The sequence below is a fragment of the Streptomyces sp. CLV115 genome (genome assembly GCF_038448545.1).
Taxonomy (GTDB): domain Bacteria; phylum Actinomycetota; class Actinomycetes; order Streptomycetales; family Streptomycetaceae; genus Streptomyces; species Streptomyces sanglieri.
Genome location: NZ_JBCEWQ010000045.1, coordinates 20,088 through 35,480 on the forward strand (window position 1 = coordinate 20,088; position 15,393 = coordinate 35,480).

Genomic DNA, 15,393 nt, shown 5'->3' on the forward strand with positions numbered 1-15,393 from the left:
CACCGCGAGCCCTGAGGAGTACGAGTTCCACCATGCCCCACGCCACTGACAACCGGCCGACGGCCCTGCTCGCGATGGGGCCCGGCATCGCCGACCGCCTCCTCGCCGACCGCCACCGCACCCGGCTGGCCGCCCTCACCCGTACCGACCCGGCCTTCGTCGCCCACGACCTGGCCGACCCGACGCCCGAGGTGGCCGCCGCGCTCGCCGAGGCCGAGGTGCTGTTCACCTGCTGGGGCGCGACACCGCTCACCGCCGAAGTACTGGCCGCCGCGCCCCGGCTGCGGGCCGTGGTGCACGCCGCGGGTTCCGTGAAGCACCACATCACCGAAGCCTGCTGGGAGCGCGGCATCACCGTCACATCGGCGGCCGGGGCCAACGCCCTGCCGGTCGCCGAATTCACCCTCGCCGCGATCCTGTTCGCCGGCAAGCGGATACTGCGCTCCGCGGACCGCTACCGCGAGCTGCGCGCCGACCACGACTGGCTCGCGGAACTCGACGGGACCGGCAACTACCGCCGTACCGTCGGCATCGTCGGCGCCTCCCGGATCGGCCGGCGCGTGATCGAGCTGCTGCGCCCCTTCGACCTGGACGTGCTGCTGTACGACCCGTACGTGGACGACGCGGAGGCGGCCCGGCTCGGGGTACGGCTCACCTCCCTCGACGAGCTGTGCGCGAGCAGCTCCGTCGTCTCGGTGCACGCGCCCCAGCTGCCGGAGACCCACCACCTGATCGGCGCGGCGCAGCTGGCCGCGATGGCGCCCGGGACGACGCTGATCAACACGGCACGCGGTTCGCTGATCGACGAGGGCGCGCTGCTCCCCGAGCTGACGGCCGGGCGCCTCCAGGCGGTCCTGGACGTGACGGACCCCGAACTGCCGCCCACCGACTCGCCGTTGTACACCCTGCCGAACGTGCTGCTCACCCCGCACGTCGCGGGTTCGCTGGGCGACGAGCTGCACCGGATGGCGGACCAGGCGCTGGACGAGCTGGAGCGGTTCGCGGCCGGCCTGCCCTTCGCGGACCCGGTGCACTCCGGAAGCCTGAGCCACTCGGCCTGAAGCGCGCTCCGGAACACCGGAAGGCCCCCTGTCCCACCGCTCGGCGGTGGGACAGGGGGCCTTCTTCGGCTGTCGGCCCTCCGGGAGCCAGGAGCCCTCAGCGGCTACGCGTCAGTGCGAGTGACCGTGGCCGCCGTGGCCGGCCTCGGCCTCTTCCTCGGCCGGCTTCTCGACGACCAGGGTCTCGGTCGTGAGCAGCAGCGACGCGATGGACGCGGCGTTCTCCAGCGCGGAGCGGGTGACCTTGACCGGGTCGATGACGCCGGCCTTCACCAGGTCGCCGTACTCGCCGGTCGCGGCGTTGAAGCCCTGGCCCTTGTCGAGCTCGGAGACCTTCGAGGTGATGACGTAGCCCTCAAGGCCGGCGTTCTCGGCGATCCAGCGCAGCGGCTCGACGGCGGCGCGGCGCACGACCGCGACACCGGTGGCCTCGTCGCCGGTCTTGTCGAGGTTGCCCTCAAGGACCTTGACGGCGTGGACCAGAGCGGAGCCACCACCGGAGACGATGCCCTCCTCGACCGCGGCGCGGGTCGCGGAGATGGCGTCCTCCAGACGGTGCTTCTTCTCCTTGAGCTCCACCTCGGTGGCGGCACCGACGCGGATCACGCACACGCCGCCGGCCAGCTTCGCGAGGCGCTCCTGGAGCTTCTCGCGGTCCCAGTCGGAGTCGGTGACGTCGATCTCGGCCTTGATCTGGTTGACCCGGCCCTTGACGTCGCCGGGCTCGCCGCCGCCGTCCACGATCGTGGTGTCGTCCTTGGAGACGGTGACGCGGCGGGCGGTGCCCAGCACGTCCAGACCGGCCTGGTCGAGCTTGAGGCCGACCTCCTCGGCGATGACGGTCGCACCGGTGAGGGTGGCGATGTCGCCGAGCATGGCCTTGCGGCGGTCGCCGAAGCCCGGGGCCTTCACCGCGACGGCGTTGAAGGTGCCACGGATCTTGTTGACGACGAGGGTCGACAGCGCCTCGCCCTCGACGTCCTCGGCGATGATCAGCAGCGGCTTGGAGCCACCGGCCTGGATGACCTTCTCCAGCAGCGGGAGCAGCTCCTGGATCGAGCCGATCTTGCCCTGGTGGATCAGGATGTACGGGTCGTCGAGGACGGCCTCCATACGCTCCTGGTCGGTCACCATGTACGGGGACAGGTAGCCCTTGTCGAAGGCCATGCCCTCGGTGAAGTCGAGGTCCAGACCGAAGGTGTTGGACTCCTCGACGGTGATGACACCGTCCTTGCCGACCTTGTCCATCGCGTCCGCGATGAGCTCGCCGACCTGCGGGTCCTGCGCGGAGAGCGCGGCCACGGCGGCGATGTCGGTCTTGTCGTCGATCGGCCGGGCGGTCGCGAGGAGCTCCTCGGACACGGCCTTGACCGCGGCGTCGATGCCCTTCTTCAGGGCGGCCGGGGAAGCACCGGCGGCGACGTTGCGCAGACCCTCGCGGACGAGCGCCTGGGCCAGCACGGTCGCGGTGGTCGTACCGTCACCCGCGACGTCGTTGGTCTTGGTCGCCACCTCCTTCACCAGCTGGGCACCGAGGTTCTCGTACGGGTCGTCGAGCTCGACCTCGCGCGCGATGGTGACACCGTCGTTGGTGATGGTGGGAGCGCCGAACTTCTTGTCGATGACGACGTTGCGGCCCTTGGGGCCGATCGTCACCTTGACCGTGTCGGCAAGCTTGTTGACGCCGCGCTCAAGGGCGCGACGGGCGTCCTCGTCGAACTTCAGGATCTTCGCCATGGGAGCTGAGCTTTCCTCTCGAACGAACTGCGCCCCCGACCGCCCGGCTGGTTATTCGCAGGGGGCCAGGGGCGCAGAACAGAAGCAAACGTGGGTGAATTACTTCTCGACGATCGCGAGCACGTCGCGGGCCGAGAGGACGAGGTACTCCTCGCCGTTGTACTTCACCTCGGTGCCGCCGTACTTGCTGTACAGCACGACGTCGCCGGTCTTGACGTCGAGCGGAAGGCGCTCGCCGTTCTCGAAGCGGCCCGGGCCCACGGCCAGGACGACGCCCTCCTGGGGCTTCTCCTTGGCGGTGTCCGGAATGACCAGGCCGGAGGCCGTGGTCTGCTCGGCGTCGAGCGGCTGGACCACAATGCGGTCCTCAAGCGGCTTGATCGCAACCTTGGTGCTGGCGGTCGACACGATCCGGTCTCCCCCTTCGGAGATCTCACGGGGTAACAGTCTTGGAGTGGCGACCAGGTCGATCCGTCGTCGCGGGTGCCGGACCTGCCAGTCGCGCAGTACTGCTGGCACTCTCCAGTGGTGAGTGCCAGCACCGAGACTATGACCGGGATTAGCACTCGGTCAAGCGGAGTGCCAATTCGGACGGTCGTGGCGTCACCGCCGGGGCGCGATGCGGACAACAGTCCGGACAACACGGGGGCAACGTACGGGCGGGCCGGACCGTTCCGCACGGCCGCGCGGGCGGGCCCGCCGCCGGCGTCCGCGACGGACGGCTCACCTTCTGCGCGGCCTTGCGGCCCAGCCGTTCGATCGGATCCACCGACTGCGCGCAGCCGGTGGTGGTGAGGAGCGCACCGGCCACCAGCAGTCCGGCCAGCAGCCGGTGCGCCCTTCTCATACGTAGTCCTCCAGCCGGGCCACGGCGTAACCCCGGTCCGTGACGGTCTTCATGACGGCCCGGACCAGGTCGGTCATGCTGCCGTCCCATTCACCGCGGCCCCGGAAGTGGGTGAGGATGATGTCGCCCGGGTGCAGGTCCTCGTCCTCCTCGCGCCACTCCATGTGGTCCGGGAACGCCTCGGCGTTCCAGAGGGGCACGGCCTTGATCCCGCAGGACTTCGCGATGCGGAGGGTGTCCCCGTTGTAGTTGCCGTACGGCGGGCGGAAGAGGGCGGGCCGCTTGCCGAACCGCTTCTCGATGATCTCCTGCTCGCCGCAGATCTCGCGCTCCTGCTCCGCGTAGGAGAGCCCGGGCAGGTAGGGGTGGTTGAGCGTGTGGTTGTTGATGCCGACGCCCAGCCGCTGCGCCTCGCCGAAGTACCCGTAGTCGTCGCTCACCTCGTAGTCGCTGAGGAACGCGCTGTACGGGATGTCCAGCTCGTCCATCATCCGCAACAGCTCGGGGTCCTTCTCGGAGCCGTCGTCCATCGTCAGGAAGACGACCCGGTCCTTGGTCGGGACGGTGGTGAAGACCGGCGGCAGCGAGTCGTCGCCCCCCTCCACCTCGAACCCCTCGCGGGTGGTGACGCGCAGCTTCACGGCGGGGGGCCGCGGTGCGATCAGCGGCGTCCTGTCCAGCCCCCACTTCTTGGCGAGCGTCGCCCGCACGGCGGGGCTGAGCTGCGCGTTCTCATGGGTTCCACCGGGTGTCCGGTCCCGGCCCGCGCGCCGCCCGGGACCGCCCGGGTGCCCGGCGCCGGGGTTGACGCCGGGGCTCACGGTGGGGCTCAGCTCCGGGTTCGAGCCCGGGTTCCCGGCCAGCGGCCGGTCCCGGTGCTCGGTGTCGCCCGGCTGCCCGCCGGACCCGGAGGCGCAGCCGGAGCCGACCGCGGCGACCAGGAGTGCGGCCAGCACGGCGCAGGCGGGCCGGTGCGCGCCGGAGCCCCGGCCGTGCCCGGACCGGGGCATGACCGATCCGCTCCGCTTCATAGTGTTTTTTTCGTTTTGTCGTACAAGCTGCATGGCGCCGCATACTGCCAGCCCGGGAACGGCCTCCCGGTCCGACACCGCCGCCCGGCCCGGCGGTCTACCCGGCTGGCTCACAATGGGGCGGGTGAACGCTCTCGCCCCGAACGACCCGCCCGCCGACGACCGGTCCGACGACCCCGGCCCTCCCCCGAGCTCGGGCGAGGCAGACCCCATTGCCGCCTTCCACGCCCTGCTCACCCCCGAGGGCGCCGGGCTGCTGGCCGAGCTGCGGTCGTACGACCCCTCCCGGGAACTCGCCACCGCCACCCGGCTGCGCCGCTCCCACCCGGCCCCGCTGGTCTCGGCGGCGCTGGGACAGGCGCGGCTGCGGCAGCGGGCGGTGGCGAAGTTCGGCGCCGAGGACGCGTACCGGATGTTCTTCACGCCGAACGGCGTCGAGCAGGCGACCCGCACGTCGGTGGCCACCCATCGCGCGCGGCGTTTCGCGGCGGGCGGGGTGCGGAGCCTCGCCGACCTGTGCTGCGGGATCGGGGGCGACGCGATCGCGCTCGCGCGGGCGGGCGTGTCCGTCCTCGCCGTCGACCGCGACCCGCTGACCGCCGAGGTGGCCCGCGCCAACGCCGCCGCGCTGGGCCTGGACGGTCTGATCGAGGTGCGGTGCGCCGATGTCGCCGACATCGACACCTCGCCGTACGACGCGGTCTTCGTCGACCCGGCCCGGCGCGGCGGCAGGGGCCGGATCTTCGACCCCGAGGCGTACTCCCCGCCGCTCTCCTGGGCGACCGGTGCCGCGCTCGCGGCCCCCCGCGCGGCCCTGAAGATCGCCCCGGGCATCCCGCACGAGGCGATCCCGGCGCAGGCCGAGGCCGAGTGGATCTCGGACGGCGGCGACGTGAAGGAGGCGGTGCTCTGGTTCGGCGAGGGCTTCGCGGCCGGTTCGTTCCGCGCCACCGTGCTCCCGGCCGGGGCCGGCCTGTGGTCCGCGGCCCCGCTGCCCGCCCCGCCGGTCGGCCCGGTCGGCCGCTATCTGTACGAACCGGACGGCGCCGTCATCCGCGCCCATCTGGTCGCCGACCTCGTGGCCCGGTGCGACGGCCGGCTGATCGACGGGACGATCGCGTACATCACCGGCGACGAGCGGTACGAGTCCCCGTACACCTCCGGGTACGAGATCACCGACCAGCTGCCCTTCAGCATGAAGAGGCTGAAGGCGCTGCTGCGCGAGCGGAAGGTGGGCGTACTGACCGTCAAGAAGCGCGGCTCGGCGGTCGAACCGGAGGAGCTGCGCCGCAGGATGAAGCTCCAGGGGCCCAACTCCGCGACGGTCTTCCTGACCCGGGTGGCCGGCGCACCGACGATGCTGATCGGCCACCCGCTCGCCGGACCGGCCTGACCGGCGGGCGTCAGGCGAGGTCGGTCAGGTCCGGGGCGTACACCTGTGAAAGCGGCTCAGGCCCCACGTACTGCTGGCAGTTGCACTGCCCGGACTCGAAGCGGACCGGCTTCTTGGCCTCGTCCCAGGCCGTCGGCACCTCGATCCGCTCGTGGCACTTGCCCTGCTTGTCGTGCTTGGCGAGGTGGTGCGTGCAGCCGCAGACGGGCTCCGGCGGCCGACCGGCCGATTCCAGGGCCAGCCGCTCCTGCCGGGCCGCCTCGATCAGTTCCAGCTTGCGGGTGTGCCGATTGCGCAGCGCCGTACGGACGTTGTCGACGACCCATCCGAAGCCGCCCGTCCAGAAGATGATGAGCACCCACCAGTACCACTCCATGTCGGCCTCCCCCTGCGTGACTCACCGGTCCCGTCAGGATAGGTCCGCGGTCAGCGGTGGGCACCGCCCCCGACGGAGATCAGCGGCTCCGGAGCGGGCGCTCCGATCAGCACCCGCCGCACCCAGCGGCGGTGGGCGAACGCCTTGACGACGCCGATCAGTCCGACGATCCAGGCGACCAGCCCGAGCCCCATGGTCAGGGCGACCAGGCCGTAGCTGTCCCGCTCCGCGGTGGCGGCCGCCGGGACCACGAAGCAGGTGACCAGCCCGACCGCGCACAGCAGGAAGGACAGCACCAGCCAGGCGGTGCCGGCGCCCGGCATCCGCAGCGCCGCGTCGCGTGCCGGATCGCGGTCCAACCCGCCCCAGGCGTCGAGCAGTCGGCGGATCCTGCGGTCGCGGCGCAGGCCGACGACGACGAGCACGACCGCCGGCACCATGCAGCCGACCCCCATGGCGGCGATGATCACGCCGACCCCGGCGCTGATGACGTCGTAGGACTCCTCGAAGGTGATGAGCGCGGTGCCCACCAGGAGCCAGCCGAGCGCGCAGATCGCGCCCCACAGCCAGAGCATCGCCAGCCGCCCCGGCGCGACATGGGCCCTCACCAACTCCCCGAGCACCGCGGCCCGGTCGGTGAGCATGGCCTCCCGGTCGGGCCAGGAACGTATTTCCACGGGCGGTGGTGGCGGCGGCAGTTGTGCTCGGCGAGACATGGGCACGACCCTACCGACCGCGCGGGCGCGGTTCAGGCGTTGCGCAGTGCCTCGATGTACAGCTTCCGCATGCCCGTCATCGCCTTCACGGCCCGTTCCGCCCTGGCCGGGTCCGGGTCGGACAGCACCTCGTCGAAGCCGTGGGGCACGAGCTGCCAGGACAGGCCGTACTTGTCCTTGAGCCGGCCGCACCGCCCCTCCTCGCCCTCGGCGGTGAACTCGGCCCACGGGGTGTCCGCCTCCTCCTGCGTGGCACAGTCCACGCAGAGCGAGACCGCCTCGGTGAAGGGGAACTGCGGGCCGCCGCTGAGCGCGGCGTACTCCTGGCCGGCCAGCCGGAACCGAACGGTCAGCACCGATCCTGCCCGCCCCGGCGCCGCGTCCTTGCAGTACGTCGTCCCGAGCACTGCCGAGTCGCCGCCGAAGACGGACACGCAGTAGTTCGCCGCTTGCGCCGCCCGGGTGCCGAACCGGAGGAAGGTGGTGGTCTTCCGCATGGTCCGCTCCTGCCGGGTGGTGCGGAAAGCCGTGGAGGGTGGACCCGTGCGGTGGCCGGAACTCATCGGCCGTCGCGGGCCGGATGCCCGGCGCGCTCCAGGAGCATCGCCCGTTCCCGTTCGTTGCGGGTCAGCCCGGCCGCCCGCAGGAACTCCGCCCGGGCCTCGTCCGTACGTCCCGACCTGGCCAGCAGGTCCCCGCGCACACTGGGCAGCAGGTGGTAGTCCCGGAGCGCCGGTTCGCCGGCCAGGGCGTCGACCAGGGCGAGGCCGGCGGCCGGGCCGCGCGCCATCGAGACGGCCACGGCCCGGTTCAGCTCGACCACCGGGGACGGCGTGATCGCGGCGAGGCGGTCGTAGAGGGCGGCGATGGTGGTCCAGTCGGTGTCCCGGTACGTCGCGGCGCGCGCGTGACAGGCGGCGATCGCGGCCTGCACGGTGTACGGACCGAGCCCGGCCCCCTGACCGGTCGCCGCCACGGCCCGCTCCAGGGCAGCGACCCCGCGCCGGATCAGCAGGCGGTCCCAGCGGGCCCGGTTCTGGTCGGCGAGCAGCACCGGCGCACCGTCCGGCCCGGTCCTGGCGACGGTGCGCGAGGCCTGGAGCTCCAGCAGCGCCGCCAGGCCGTGGACCTCGGGCTCCCGCTCCATCAGCCCGGCCAGCACCCGGGCCAGCCGCAACGCGTCCTCGCAGAGCGCCGGGCGCAGCCAGTCGTCGCCCGTGGTGGCCGCGTAGCCCTCGTTGAAGATCAGGTAGATGACTTCGAGCACGGAACCGAGGCGGGCGGCGCGCTCCGGACCGGTGGGCACCTCGAAGGGGACGCCCGCGCGGCCCAGGGTCCGTTTCGCCCGGACGATGCGCTGGGCGACGGTCGGTTCCGGGGCCAGGAAGGCGCGGGCGATCTCCTCGGTGGTGAGGCCGCCGAGCAGCCGCAGGGTGAGGGCGATCCGGGCCTCGGTGGAGAGCACCGGGTGGCAGGCGGTGAAGATCAGCCGGAGCAGGTCGTCGTCGATGTCGTCCGTCCCGGCGGGCTCGGGCGGCGGCACGTCCGCCAGGGACCGCCCCACCTCGGCGAGCTTGCGCGCGTACGTCTCCCTGCGGCGTACGAGGTCGATCGCGCGGTGTCTGGCGGTGGCCATGAGCCAGGCCCCCGGCCGGTCCGGGACACCTGACTCCGGCCACTGTTCCAATGCGGCCACCAGGGCGTCCTGCGCGAGCTCCTCGGCGATGCCGACGTCCCGCACGATGCGGGTGACACCTGCGACGATCCGCGCCGACTCGATCCTGAAGACCGCTTCGACCGCCGCTTCCGGACTTGCTGCCGTCATGATCACTCATCACAGCAGCCGCGCCGGGGCGGGGCAAGCGGGCCGGTCAGGGGCCCGTGGTGGCCTCGTCGATCCGGCGGACCTCGGAGGTCACGGTCCAGCTCTCCGGGTGGATCCGCAGGAAGCGCCGGGTCCATTCCAGGGCCTCGGCCATGTCCTTGGCCTGGAGGATGGCGTAGCCGCCGACGACCTCCTTGGTCTCGGTGAAGGGTCCGTCGGTCTGGCTGAGCTTCCCGCCGGACCAGGTGACCCTGGAACCCTGGGAGGTCGGGGTGAGCCCGGCCGTCTCCAGCATGACGCCGGCCTTGGTGATCTCCTCGAACAGCACACCCATCCGGGCCTCGAACCCGGGGTCGGGCTCGTCGTAGGGGTTCTGCTCGTCGATGCGGATCAGCGACATGAAGCGCGGCATGGTGACTCCTCGGTCGGGAGGGCGGGGGCTCTCCCCGTCTCTCACCCTTGCGTCGAACGGGCCCGGGCCGGATCGACAGGTCCCTGGAAATTCTTCTGAGAATCTTCCTGACCGGCCACCGGAACGGCATCCGGGACGGCATCCGCGGCTGCCTCGGCGGTGGCCTCGGCGCCCCGCGCCGAGGTCTTCGGAAGCAGCAGCAGGGCCGCGGCCGCCGCCACCACGAGCAGTCCGGCACAGACCCAGAACGCCGCCGAGTACCCGGCCGCAAGGTCGGCCGGGCGGTGCCCGTCGCCGGTGACCCGGGCGGCGACGGTGACCAGCATCGCGAGCCCCAGCGAGCCGCCCACCTGGCGGGCGCTGTTCAGCAGCCCGGAGGCCATCCCCGTCTCGTCGGGCGCCACATCGGTCGTGGCCGCCGTGCCGAGCGGTACGAAGCACATCCCGACGCCGACGCTGCAGACCAGCGACGGGCCGAGGATCGAGTACAGGAAGCTGCCGTCGGCCCGGGCGGTCGCGGCGAATCCGGCGAGGCCGAGCGCGGCCAGGACGCCGCCGAGCGCGAGCAGCCGTCCGGTGCCGAACGTCGCGACCGTGCGGGTGGCGATGACCGAGCCGGTCACCACGCCCGCCGTGAACGGCAGGAAGGAGACACCGGCGGCGGTCGGCCCGTAGCCGAGCACCTGCTGCATGTAGAGCGAGACGAAGTAGAACGAGGCGAACTGCCCGGAGCTGAGCAGCAGGCAGAAGAGATTCGCGGCCAGGACCGGCCGCCCCTTCAGCAGCCCGGGGCGCAGCAGCGGAGTGCTGGTGCGCAGTTCGACGGCGACGAAGGCGATCAGCAGCAGTACGGCGGCGCCGAGGGTGCCCAGGGTCCGGGAGGATCCCCAGGCGTCGGTCGAGGTGCGGACCATCCCGAGGACCAGCAGCGTCGTACCGGTGGTGGCCAGCAGCGCTCCCGTGACGTCGAGCCGGCCGCCGGTTCGGCCCCGGTCGCCCGGCAGTCCGGCGCGCACGGCGCCCACCAGCGCGAAGGCCACGATCGGCACGTTCACCAGCATCACCGCGCGCCAGCCCGCCGCGTCGGTGAGCATCCCGCCCGCGAGCACGCCGACCGCGCCGCCCGCCGCGCCCGCCATGCCCCACATCCCCAGGGCCCGGGAGCGGGCCGGACCGGCCGGGAAGGCCAGGGCGATCAGCGCGAAGGCGACCGGCGCGAGCGCGGCGGCCCCGACCCCCTGCACCGCCCGCGCCGCGATCAGGGTGCCGGGCGAACCGGCCAGCCCGCCGACCAGGCTCGCCACGCCGAAGAGCACCAGGCCCACCATCAGGACCCGGCGGCTGCCGAGCAGATCGGCGAGCCGTCCACCGAGCATCAGCAGCCCGCCGAAGGCCAGCGCGTAGGCGTTCACCACCCAGAGCAGCCCCTGGGGCGTGAAGCCCAGATCGCTTCGCATGTCCGGCAGCGCGACGTTCACCACCGACATGTCCAACGCCACCATGAACTGCACGGCGAGGGCCACCACCAGCAGCCAACGCGTGTGCCGTGACTGTTCGTCCACGACTTTCCCTTCCTCCGCGATCATCCGGTCGATAATTATTGTACGCATATAGAAATTAGCCGCGGGAGGGCCCCGGAAGGCACGGGCAGGGCGGCACGCGAGACAATGTCCAGGTGTCAGGGACAGAGAAGAAGCAGGCACCGGCTGCGAACCGGGCTCCTGCCAAACGATCCGTGGGGCGGCCGCGCAGGCTCGACCCGGAGGCGATGGTCTCCATCGCGCGCCGCATCATCGAGGAAGAGGGCGTGGACGCCCTGAGCATGCGGCGGGTGGCGAAGGAGCTCGGCTCCACGCCGATGGCGCTCTACCACTACGTGCAGGACAAGGACGAGCTGCTGATGCTCACCCTGTCGGGCACCGCGGCCGCCTTCCCCCGCCCCGAACTGCCCGAGGACCCGCGCGAGCGGCTGCTGGCCGTGGCCGTGCACATGCACGGCATCCTGGAGCGGGTCCCGTGGGTGCTGGACATCCTGGCGCTGGGCGAGCTGACCGACAAGAACGCGCTGTGGATGGTCGAGGAGATCATCGACTCGGCGCTCGCCTGCGGCCTCTCCCCGGCCCAGGCGGTACGCGCGTACCGGACGATCTGGAGTTACGTCTACGGCGACCTGATATTCCGCCGGGCGGTCGAACGCCGCGCGCAGACCCCGCCGAGCAGGCGCTTCTTCCCCGAGATGGTGACCGATCAGGACACGGCGGCGCTGCCCCGGCTCGCCGCGATCAAGGACGACTGGCGCGCGTACGCCGCCGACTACGACGTGACGGACGAACTCGACGCGATCATCCGGGGTCTGCTGGGCCGGGGGTCCGGCACCGGCTGAGGGACCGGTCGGCCCCCGGCAGGCCGGGAGTCCCCCGGCGATCAGCCCCCGGCGGGTCCGAAGTCCCCCAGCGACTCGAAGCGCCAGCGGTGCACCGGACGGGTGATCAGCCCGGCGTCCGGCTCGGGGAGTTCGGGCAGCTCGTCACCGTAGGCGCCCTCCCACCAGGTGATGACCAGGACCCGGTCCTGCGGGGCGCGCAGCAGCTCGCGGCGGAGCGGCTCGCGGGCCTGCTCCGCCGAACGGGCCCGCGCCCACTCCAGGAGTTCGGCGCCCCGGCCGGCCACGGCACGGGCCTCCCACATCAGCGCGACGGTCGTACCGCTCATGAGTAGAGGTTGTCCTTGCTGATCTCGTGCACGTGGTCGTGGTCGTGGGTGTGCGCGTGGGCGCCCGGTACGTGGGTGTCGGTGACCGGCAGCGAGGAGTCCGCGGACAGCTCCAGGTCCGAGGCGGGCCGGTTGCGGGCGACCATCTCCGCGCCCAGCGCCGCGACCATCGCGCCGTTGTCGGTGCACAGCCCGGGGCGCGGCACCCGCAGCCGGATGCCGGCCCGCTCGCACCGCTCCTCGGCCAGCGCCCGCAGCCGCGAGTTGGCCGCGACCCCGCCGCCGATCATCAGGTGGTCGACGCCCTCGTCCTTGCAGGCCCGGACGGCCTTGCGGGTGAGCACGTCGACCACGGCCTCCTGGAAGGACGCCGCCACGTCCCGTACCGGCACCTCCTCGCCCGCCGCGCGCCTGGCCTCGATCCAGCGGGCCACCGAGGTCTTCAGGCCGGAGAAGGAGAAGTCGTAGGCGGCATCGCGCGAACCGGTGAGTCCGCGCGGGAACGCGATCGCGGCCGGGTCGCCCTCCCTCGCCAGCCGGTCGATGACCGGGCCGCCGGGGAAGCCCAGGTCCAGCACCCGGGCGATCTTGTCGAAGGCCTCGCCGGCCGCGTCGTCGATGGTCGCGCCGAGCGGCCGTACGTCGTTGGTGATGTCCGGCGCGAGCAGCAGCGAGGAGTGGCCGCCGCTGACCAGCAGCGCCATCGTCGGCTCGGGCAGCGGGCCGTGCTCCAGCTGGTCCACGCAGATGTGCGAGGCGAGGTGGTTCACCCCGTAGAGCGGCTTGTTCAGCGCGTACGCGTACGCCTTCGCCGCCGACACGCCGACCAGCAGCGCGCCCGCGAGGCCGGGGCCCGCGGTGACCGAGATGCCGTCGAGGTCGCGGGCGCTGATCCCGGCGTCCTTCAGGGCGCGCTCGATGGTGGGGACCATCGCCTCCAGATGGGCGCGGGAGGCGATCTCCGGGACGACTCCGCCGAAGCGGGCGTGGGTGTCGACGCTGGACGCGACGGCGTCGGCGAGCAGGGTGGTGCCCCGGACGATGCCGACGCCGGTCTCGTCGCAGGAGGTCTCGATGCCGAGTACGAGCGGTTCGTCAGCCATCAGTCAGTCTCTGTTCCCTGTACGTGCTCTCGCACGTGTTCCTGTACGTGGAGGCGCATCACGAGTGCGTCGATGTTGCCCGGCTGGTAGTAGCCGCGTCGGAAGCCGATCGGTTCGAAGCCGAAGCGTTCGTACAGCTTCTGGGCCCGGGTGTTGTCGACGCGGACTTCGAGGAGCACCTCGGCGCACTCGAAGGCCGTGGCGTGCTTCAGCAGGTCGGTCAGGAGCACCGAGCCGAGGCCGCCGCCCCAGTGGTCGCGGGTGACCCCGATCGTCTGTACGTCGGCGAGGTCGCCGGCCGCGGCGAGGCCCGCGTAGCCGACGATCCGGCCGGTGACGGGGTCCTCGGCGACGACATAGCGGCGGGTGGCCCGGGGGCCGCGGGAGTGCGCCAGCTCGGACCAGAACATGCCGGCCGACCAGGCGTCGTCCGGGAACAGCTCGTGTTCGAGCTCCAGCACCGGATCGATGTCCCACCAGCGCATCTCGCGCAGAACGGCAGTCGTGGTCGTCACTTCGGAGTGACCACCTTGTAGTTCTTCGGCACCTGGGCGTCGGGCCTGCGGAGGTAGAGCGGCTGCGGCGGCAGCAGTTCCGCGCCCGCGGCGAGCCGCTCGGCGGCGAGGGCGGCCAGCGCTCCGGCGCCGACGTGCTCGGGTCCCCGGGCATCCGGGAACGCCTCGGGGTAGAGCACCGCGCCCGCTCCGACGACGGGAAGCCCGGCGAGCCGTTCGGCGATGTCGGCGGGCCGGTCGACGGCGGGCCCGGCGACCCGGGTGCGCGGGTCTTCGTATCTCGCCCAGTAGACCTCCTTGCGGCGGGCGTCCGTCGCGACGGCGAACGGGCCCTCCAGCCCGGCCCGGCCCGCGGCGTACGCGAGGCCGTCCAGGGTGCACAGCCCGTGCACGGGGACGGAGAGGGCGGAGCCGAAGGTCGCGGCGGTGACCAGACCGACCCGGAGCCCGGTGTACGGTCCGGGGCCGACGCCGACGACCACGCCGGTCACGGCGTCGAGTCTCACCCCGGCCTCGGCGAGCACCCGGTCGACGGCGGGCAGCAGCAGCTCCCCGTGCCTTCGGGCGTCGACCTGCCCGGACTCGGCGACGACGGAGGTCCCGTCGTGCAGGGCGACGGTGACGGCGGGGGTGGCGGTATCCACGGCGAGCAAGAGCACGCAAACAGCCTACGGCTCCGCCGACGGGGGTACGGCGCCCCGTACGGCGTCCCGGCCCGACCGGCCCCGGCTGCTACCGTCACCGTGCACACGGCGGGTACGACGTACACGCTAAACGCTTGTACGACATGCGGAAGCGAAAGGGGCGCGCACGGTGTCTAGGGGCAGCTCGGGAATCGTGGCCGGGCTCACTGCGGCGGCACTCGTCGCCGTCGGCGTCCTGGCCTTCCAGGCATCGGCGAACGCTCCCGACAACCTCGCGGCCCCCAAACCGAAGGCTTCCGCCACCGCCACGGAGCATGCGAAGCCGAAGGAGAAGTCGCGCCCGGCCCCGCTCCCCAAGGGCTCCGGCACCGGGAAGCGGGTCGTGTACGCGCTGGAGGACCGCCACGTGTGGCTCGTCGACGAGGACGGGGAGGTGGACCGGACCTTCGAGGTCATGCCGAGCGCGCTGAATCCGCTCCCCGGCACCTACAAGGTGAACACCCCGCGCTCGGGAGCCCCCACCAAGGGCTCGGACGGCGTGATGATCGAGCACGTGGTCCGGTTCGCGGTGGTGGACAACGTGGCCATCGGGTTCAGCGCGGCGGTGGACGGCTCGATGGAGAGCCCGGACCCGACGCTGAAGACGGGTGGCGTGCGGATGTCCCGGGCCGACGGGGACGCCATGTGGGACTTCGCGATGGTGGGCACGAAGGTGGTCGTCGTCCCGTAGGACGCCCCGCCCGGCGGCTCACCCGGCCTGCCGGGTCACCCCGCCCGTCGTTCGAGACCGGCCCCGGGACGGGGTACGGGAGCGGCGGCCGGGGCTTCGTCGTCCCGGTCCGCGGACGGTGGCGGCGTGGAGACCGCCGTGGCCGCGGCACAGGCCGCCAGCAGGTCTCTCATCGATGGCGGCGGCGGCACTTCACGTTCGGCGGACGTCGTCATGGATGCCTCCTGAGGCTCCGGTGGAAGGCGTGGTTAGGCAGGCCTAACCCGCTCTCGTCATCCATGTGACCACGCC

The 15,393-nt window shown here is 72.3% G+C and carries 18 protein-coding genes; 4 read left to right on the forward strand and 14 right to left on the reverse strand.

The window, feature by feature from the left end; translation table 11 throughout:
* Positions 1-32: 32 nt before the first annotated feature.
* Entirely contained in the window at positions 33-1,061 is a 1,029-nt protein-coding gene (locus tag AADR41_RS17665) for a hydroxyacid dehydrogenase (RefSeq protein WP_342282365.1), read from the forward strand.
* A 111-nt stretch (positions 1,062-1,172) separates the two neighbouring features.
* Here the strand turns inward: AADR41_RS17665 and groL are convergent, their stop codons facing one another.
* From groL to AADR41_RS17685, 3 genes are all read right to left on the reverse strand, one after another.
* Positions 1,173-2,798 (reverse strand): chaperonin GroEL, encoded by a 1,626-nt coding sequence (gene groL, locus AADR41_RS17670; protein WP_342282366.1) that lies wholly within the window; start codon positions 2,796-2,798, stop codon positions 1,173-1,175.
* A gap of 99 nt (positions 2,799-2,897) precedes the next feature.
* Positions 2,898-3,206 carry a co-chaperone GroES gene (gene groES, locus AADR41_RS17675; RefSeq protein WP_124716902.1) on the reverse strand — a complete coding sequence of 103 codons (309 nt, stop codon included), beginning with the start codon at positions 3,204-3,206 and terminating at the stop codon, positions 2,898-2,900.
* Between the two features lie 435 nt (positions 3,207-3,641).
* Positions 3,642-4,709, reverse strand: coding sequence for a polysaccharide deacetylase family protein (locus tag AADR41_RS17685; RefSeq protein WP_446751066.1), 1,068 nt, complete (start codon positions 4,707-4,709; stop codon positions 3,642-3,644).
* An 82-nt stretch (positions 4,710-4,791) separates the two neighbouring features.
* Here AADR41_RS17685 and AADR41_RS17690 point away from each other — a divergent pair, with 82 nt between their 5' ends.
* Complete coding sequence (locus AADR41_RS17690; RefSeq protein WP_342282367.1) at positions 4,792-6,069, forward strand: class I SAM-dependent methyltransferase; 1,278 nt, start codon at positions 4,792-4,794, stop codon at positions 6,067-6,069.
* 10 nt (positions 6,070-6,079) lie between these two features.
* Here the strand turns inward: AADR41_RS17690 and AADR41_RS17695 are convergent, their stop codons facing one another.
* From AADR41_RS17695 to AADR41_RS17720, 6 genes are all read right to left on the reverse strand, one after another.
* Entirely contained in the window at positions 6,080-6,445 is a 366-nt protein-coding gene (locus tag AADR41_RS17695) for a hypothetical protein (protein ID WP_342282368.1), read from the reverse strand.
* Positions 6,446-6,495: 50 nt separating this feature from the next.
* Complete coding sequence (locus AADR41_RS17700) at positions 6,496-7,161, reverse strand: hypothetical protein (RefSeq protein ID WP_342282369.1); 666 nt, start codon at positions 7,159-7,161, stop codon at positions 6,496-6,498.
* Positions 7,162-7,193: 32 nt separating this feature from the next.
* Positions 7,194-7,658 carry a VOC family protein gene (locus tag AADR41_RS17705; protein WP_342282370.1) on the reverse strand — a complete coding sequence of 155 codons (465 nt, stop codon included), beginning with the start codon at positions 7,656-7,658 and terminating at the stop codon, positions 7,194-7,196.
* Between the two features lie 62 nt (positions 7,659-7,720).
* Positions 7,721-8,986, reverse strand: coding sequence for an RNA polymerase sigma factor (locus AADR41_RS17710; protein ID WP_342282371.1), 1,266 nt, complete (start codon positions 8,984-8,986; stop codon positions 7,721-7,723).
* Positions 8,987-9,032: 46 nt separating this feature from the next.
* A complete protein-coding gene (locus AADR41_RS17715; RefSeq protein ID WP_342282372.1) occupies positions 9,033-9,398 on the reverse strand; it encodes a YciI family protein in 366 nt (121 codons plus the stop codon).
* Between the two features lie 41 nt (positions 9,399-9,439).
* Positions 9,440-10,984 carry a DHA2 family efflux MFS transporter permease subunit gene (locus AADR41_RS17720; RefSeq protein ID WP_342282396.1) on the reverse strand — a complete coding sequence of 515 codons (1,545 nt, stop codon included), beginning with the start codon at positions 10,982-10,984 and terminating at the stop codon, positions 9,440-9,442.
* Between the two features lie 89 nt (positions 10,985-11,073).
* On the opposite strand from AADR41_RS17720, the gene AADR41_RS17725 reads away from it, so the two are divergent.
* Positions 11,074-11,781 carry a TetR/AcrR family transcriptional regulator gene (locus AADR41_RS17725; RefSeq protein WP_342282373.1) on the forward strand — a complete coding sequence of 236 codons (708 nt, stop codon included), beginning with the start codon at positions 11,074-11,076 and terminating at the stop codon, positions 11,779-11,781.
* A 41-nt stretch (positions 11,782-11,822) separates the two neighbouring features.
* On the opposite strand, the gene AADR41_RS17730 is transcribed toward AADR41_RS17725, so the two are convergent.
* Genes AADR41_RS17730 through tsaB form a run of 4 tightly spaced genes read right to left on the reverse strand, consistent with a single transcriptional unit; the run spans position 11,823 to position 14,387 of the window.
* Positions 11,823-12,110, reverse strand: coding sequence for a hypothetical protein (locus tag AADR41_RS17730; RefSeq protein WP_342282374.1), 288 nt, complete (start codon positions 12,108-12,110; stop codon positions 11,823-11,825).
* A complete protein-coding gene (gene tsaD, locus AADR41_RS17735) occupies positions 12,107-13,213 on the reverse strand; it encodes a tRNA (adenosine(37)-N6)-threonylcarbamoyltransferase complex transferase subunit TsaD (protein ID WP_342282375.1) in 1,107 nt (368 codons plus the stop codon). The genes AADR41_RS17730 and tsaD overlap by 4 nt, the downstream gene beginning before the upstream one ends.
* On the reverse strand, positions 13,213-13,728 hold the full coding sequence (gene rimI, locus AADR41_RS17740) for a ribosomal protein S18-alanine N-acetyltransferase (RefSeq protein WP_342282376.1): 516 nt from the start codon (positions 13,726-13,728) through the stop codon (positions 13,213-13,215). Before rimI ends, tsaD begins: the two co-directional genes overlap by 1 nt.
* Positions 13,725-14,387: a tRNA (adenosine(37)-N6)-threonylcarbamoyltransferase complex dimerization subunit type 1 TsaB gene (tsaB, locus tag AADR41_RS17745; protein WP_342282377.1), complete on the reverse strand. Its 663-nt coding sequence runs from the start codon at positions 14,385-14,387 to the stop codon at positions 13,725-13,727. Before tsaB ends, rimI begins: the two co-directional genes overlap by 4 nt.
* A gap of 154 nt (positions 14,388-14,541) precedes the next feature.
* Here tsaB and AADR41_RS17750 point away from each other — a divergent pair, with 154 nt between their 5' ends.
* On the forward strand, positions 14,542-15,102 hold the full coding sequence (locus tag AADR41_RS17750) for a hypothetical protein (protein WP_342282378.1): 561 nt from the start codon (positions 14,542-14,544) through the stop codon (positions 15,100-15,102).
* Positions 15,103-15,137: 35 nt separating this feature from the next.
* Here the strand turns inward: AADR41_RS17750 and AADR41_RS17755 are convergent, their stop codons facing one another.
* The gene (locus AADR41_RS17755; protein ID WP_342282379.1) at positions 15,138-15,317 is read right to left on the reverse strand and encodes a hypothetical protein; all 180 of its coding nucleotides are present in this window, start codon (positions 15,315-15,317) and stop codon (positions 15,138-15,140) included.
* Between the last annotated feature and the right edge of the window lie 76 nt (positions 15,318-15,393).

What these genes read in the sequence shown, in the direction of transcription:
- AADR41_RS17665 (WP_342282365.1), top strand. Translation starts at nt 33, where the DNA reads ATGCCCCACGCCACTGACAACCGGCCGACGGCCCTGCTCGCGATGGGG.
- groL (WP_342282366.1), bottom strand. Translation starts at nt 2,798, where the DNA reads ATGGCGAAGATCCTGAAGTTCGACGAGGACGCCCGTCGCGCCCTTGAG.
- AADR41_RS17685 (WP_446751066.1), bottom strand. Translation starts at nt 4,709, where the DNA reads ATGCAGCTTGTACGACAAAACGAAAAAAACACTATGAAGCGGAGCGGA.
- AADR41_RS17690 (WP_342282367.1), top strand. Translation starts at nt 4,792, where the DNA reads ATGGGGCGGGTGAACGCTCTCGCCCCGAACGACCCGCCCGCCGACGAC.
- AADR41_RS17695 (WP_342282368.1), bottom strand. Translation starts at nt 6,445, where the DNA reads ATGGAGTGGTACTGGTGGGTGCTCATCATCTTCTGGACGGGCGGCTTC.
- AADR41_RS17700 (WP_342282369.1), bottom strand. Translation starts at nt 7,161, where the DNA reads ATGTCTCGCCGAGCACAACTGCCGCCGCCACCACCGCCCGTGGAAATA.
- AADR41_RS17705 (WP_342282370.1), bottom strand. Translation starts at nt 7,658, where the DNA reads ATGCGGAAGACCACCACCTTCCTCCGGTTCGGCACCCGGGCGGCGCAA.
- AADR41_RS17710 (WP_342282371.1), bottom strand. Translation starts at nt 8,986, where the DNA reads ATGACGGCAGCAAGTCCGGAAGCGGCGGTCGAAGCGGTCTTCAGGATC.
- AADR41_RS17715 (WP_342282372.1), bottom strand. Translation starts at nt 9,398, where the DNA reads ATGCCGCGCTTCATGTCGCTGATCCGCATCGACGAGCAGAACCCCTAC.
- AADR41_RS17720 (WP_342282396.1), bottom strand. Translation starts at nt 10,984, where the DNA reads ATGATCGCGGAGGAAGGGAAAGTCGTGGACGAACAGTCACGGCACACG.
- AADR41_RS17730 (WP_342282374.1), bottom strand. Translation starts at nt 12,110, where the DNA reads ATGAGCGGTACGACCGTCGCGCTGATGTGGGAGGCCCGTGCCGTGGCC.
- tsaD (WP_342282375.1), bottom strand. Translation starts at nt 13,213, where the DNA reads ATGGCTGACGAACCGCTCGTACTCGGCATCGAGACCTCCTGCGACGAG.
- AADR41_RS17755 (WP_342282379.1), bottom strand. Translation starts at nt 15,317, where the DNA reads ATGACGACGTCCGCCGAACGTGAAGTGCCGCCGCCGCCATCGATGAGA.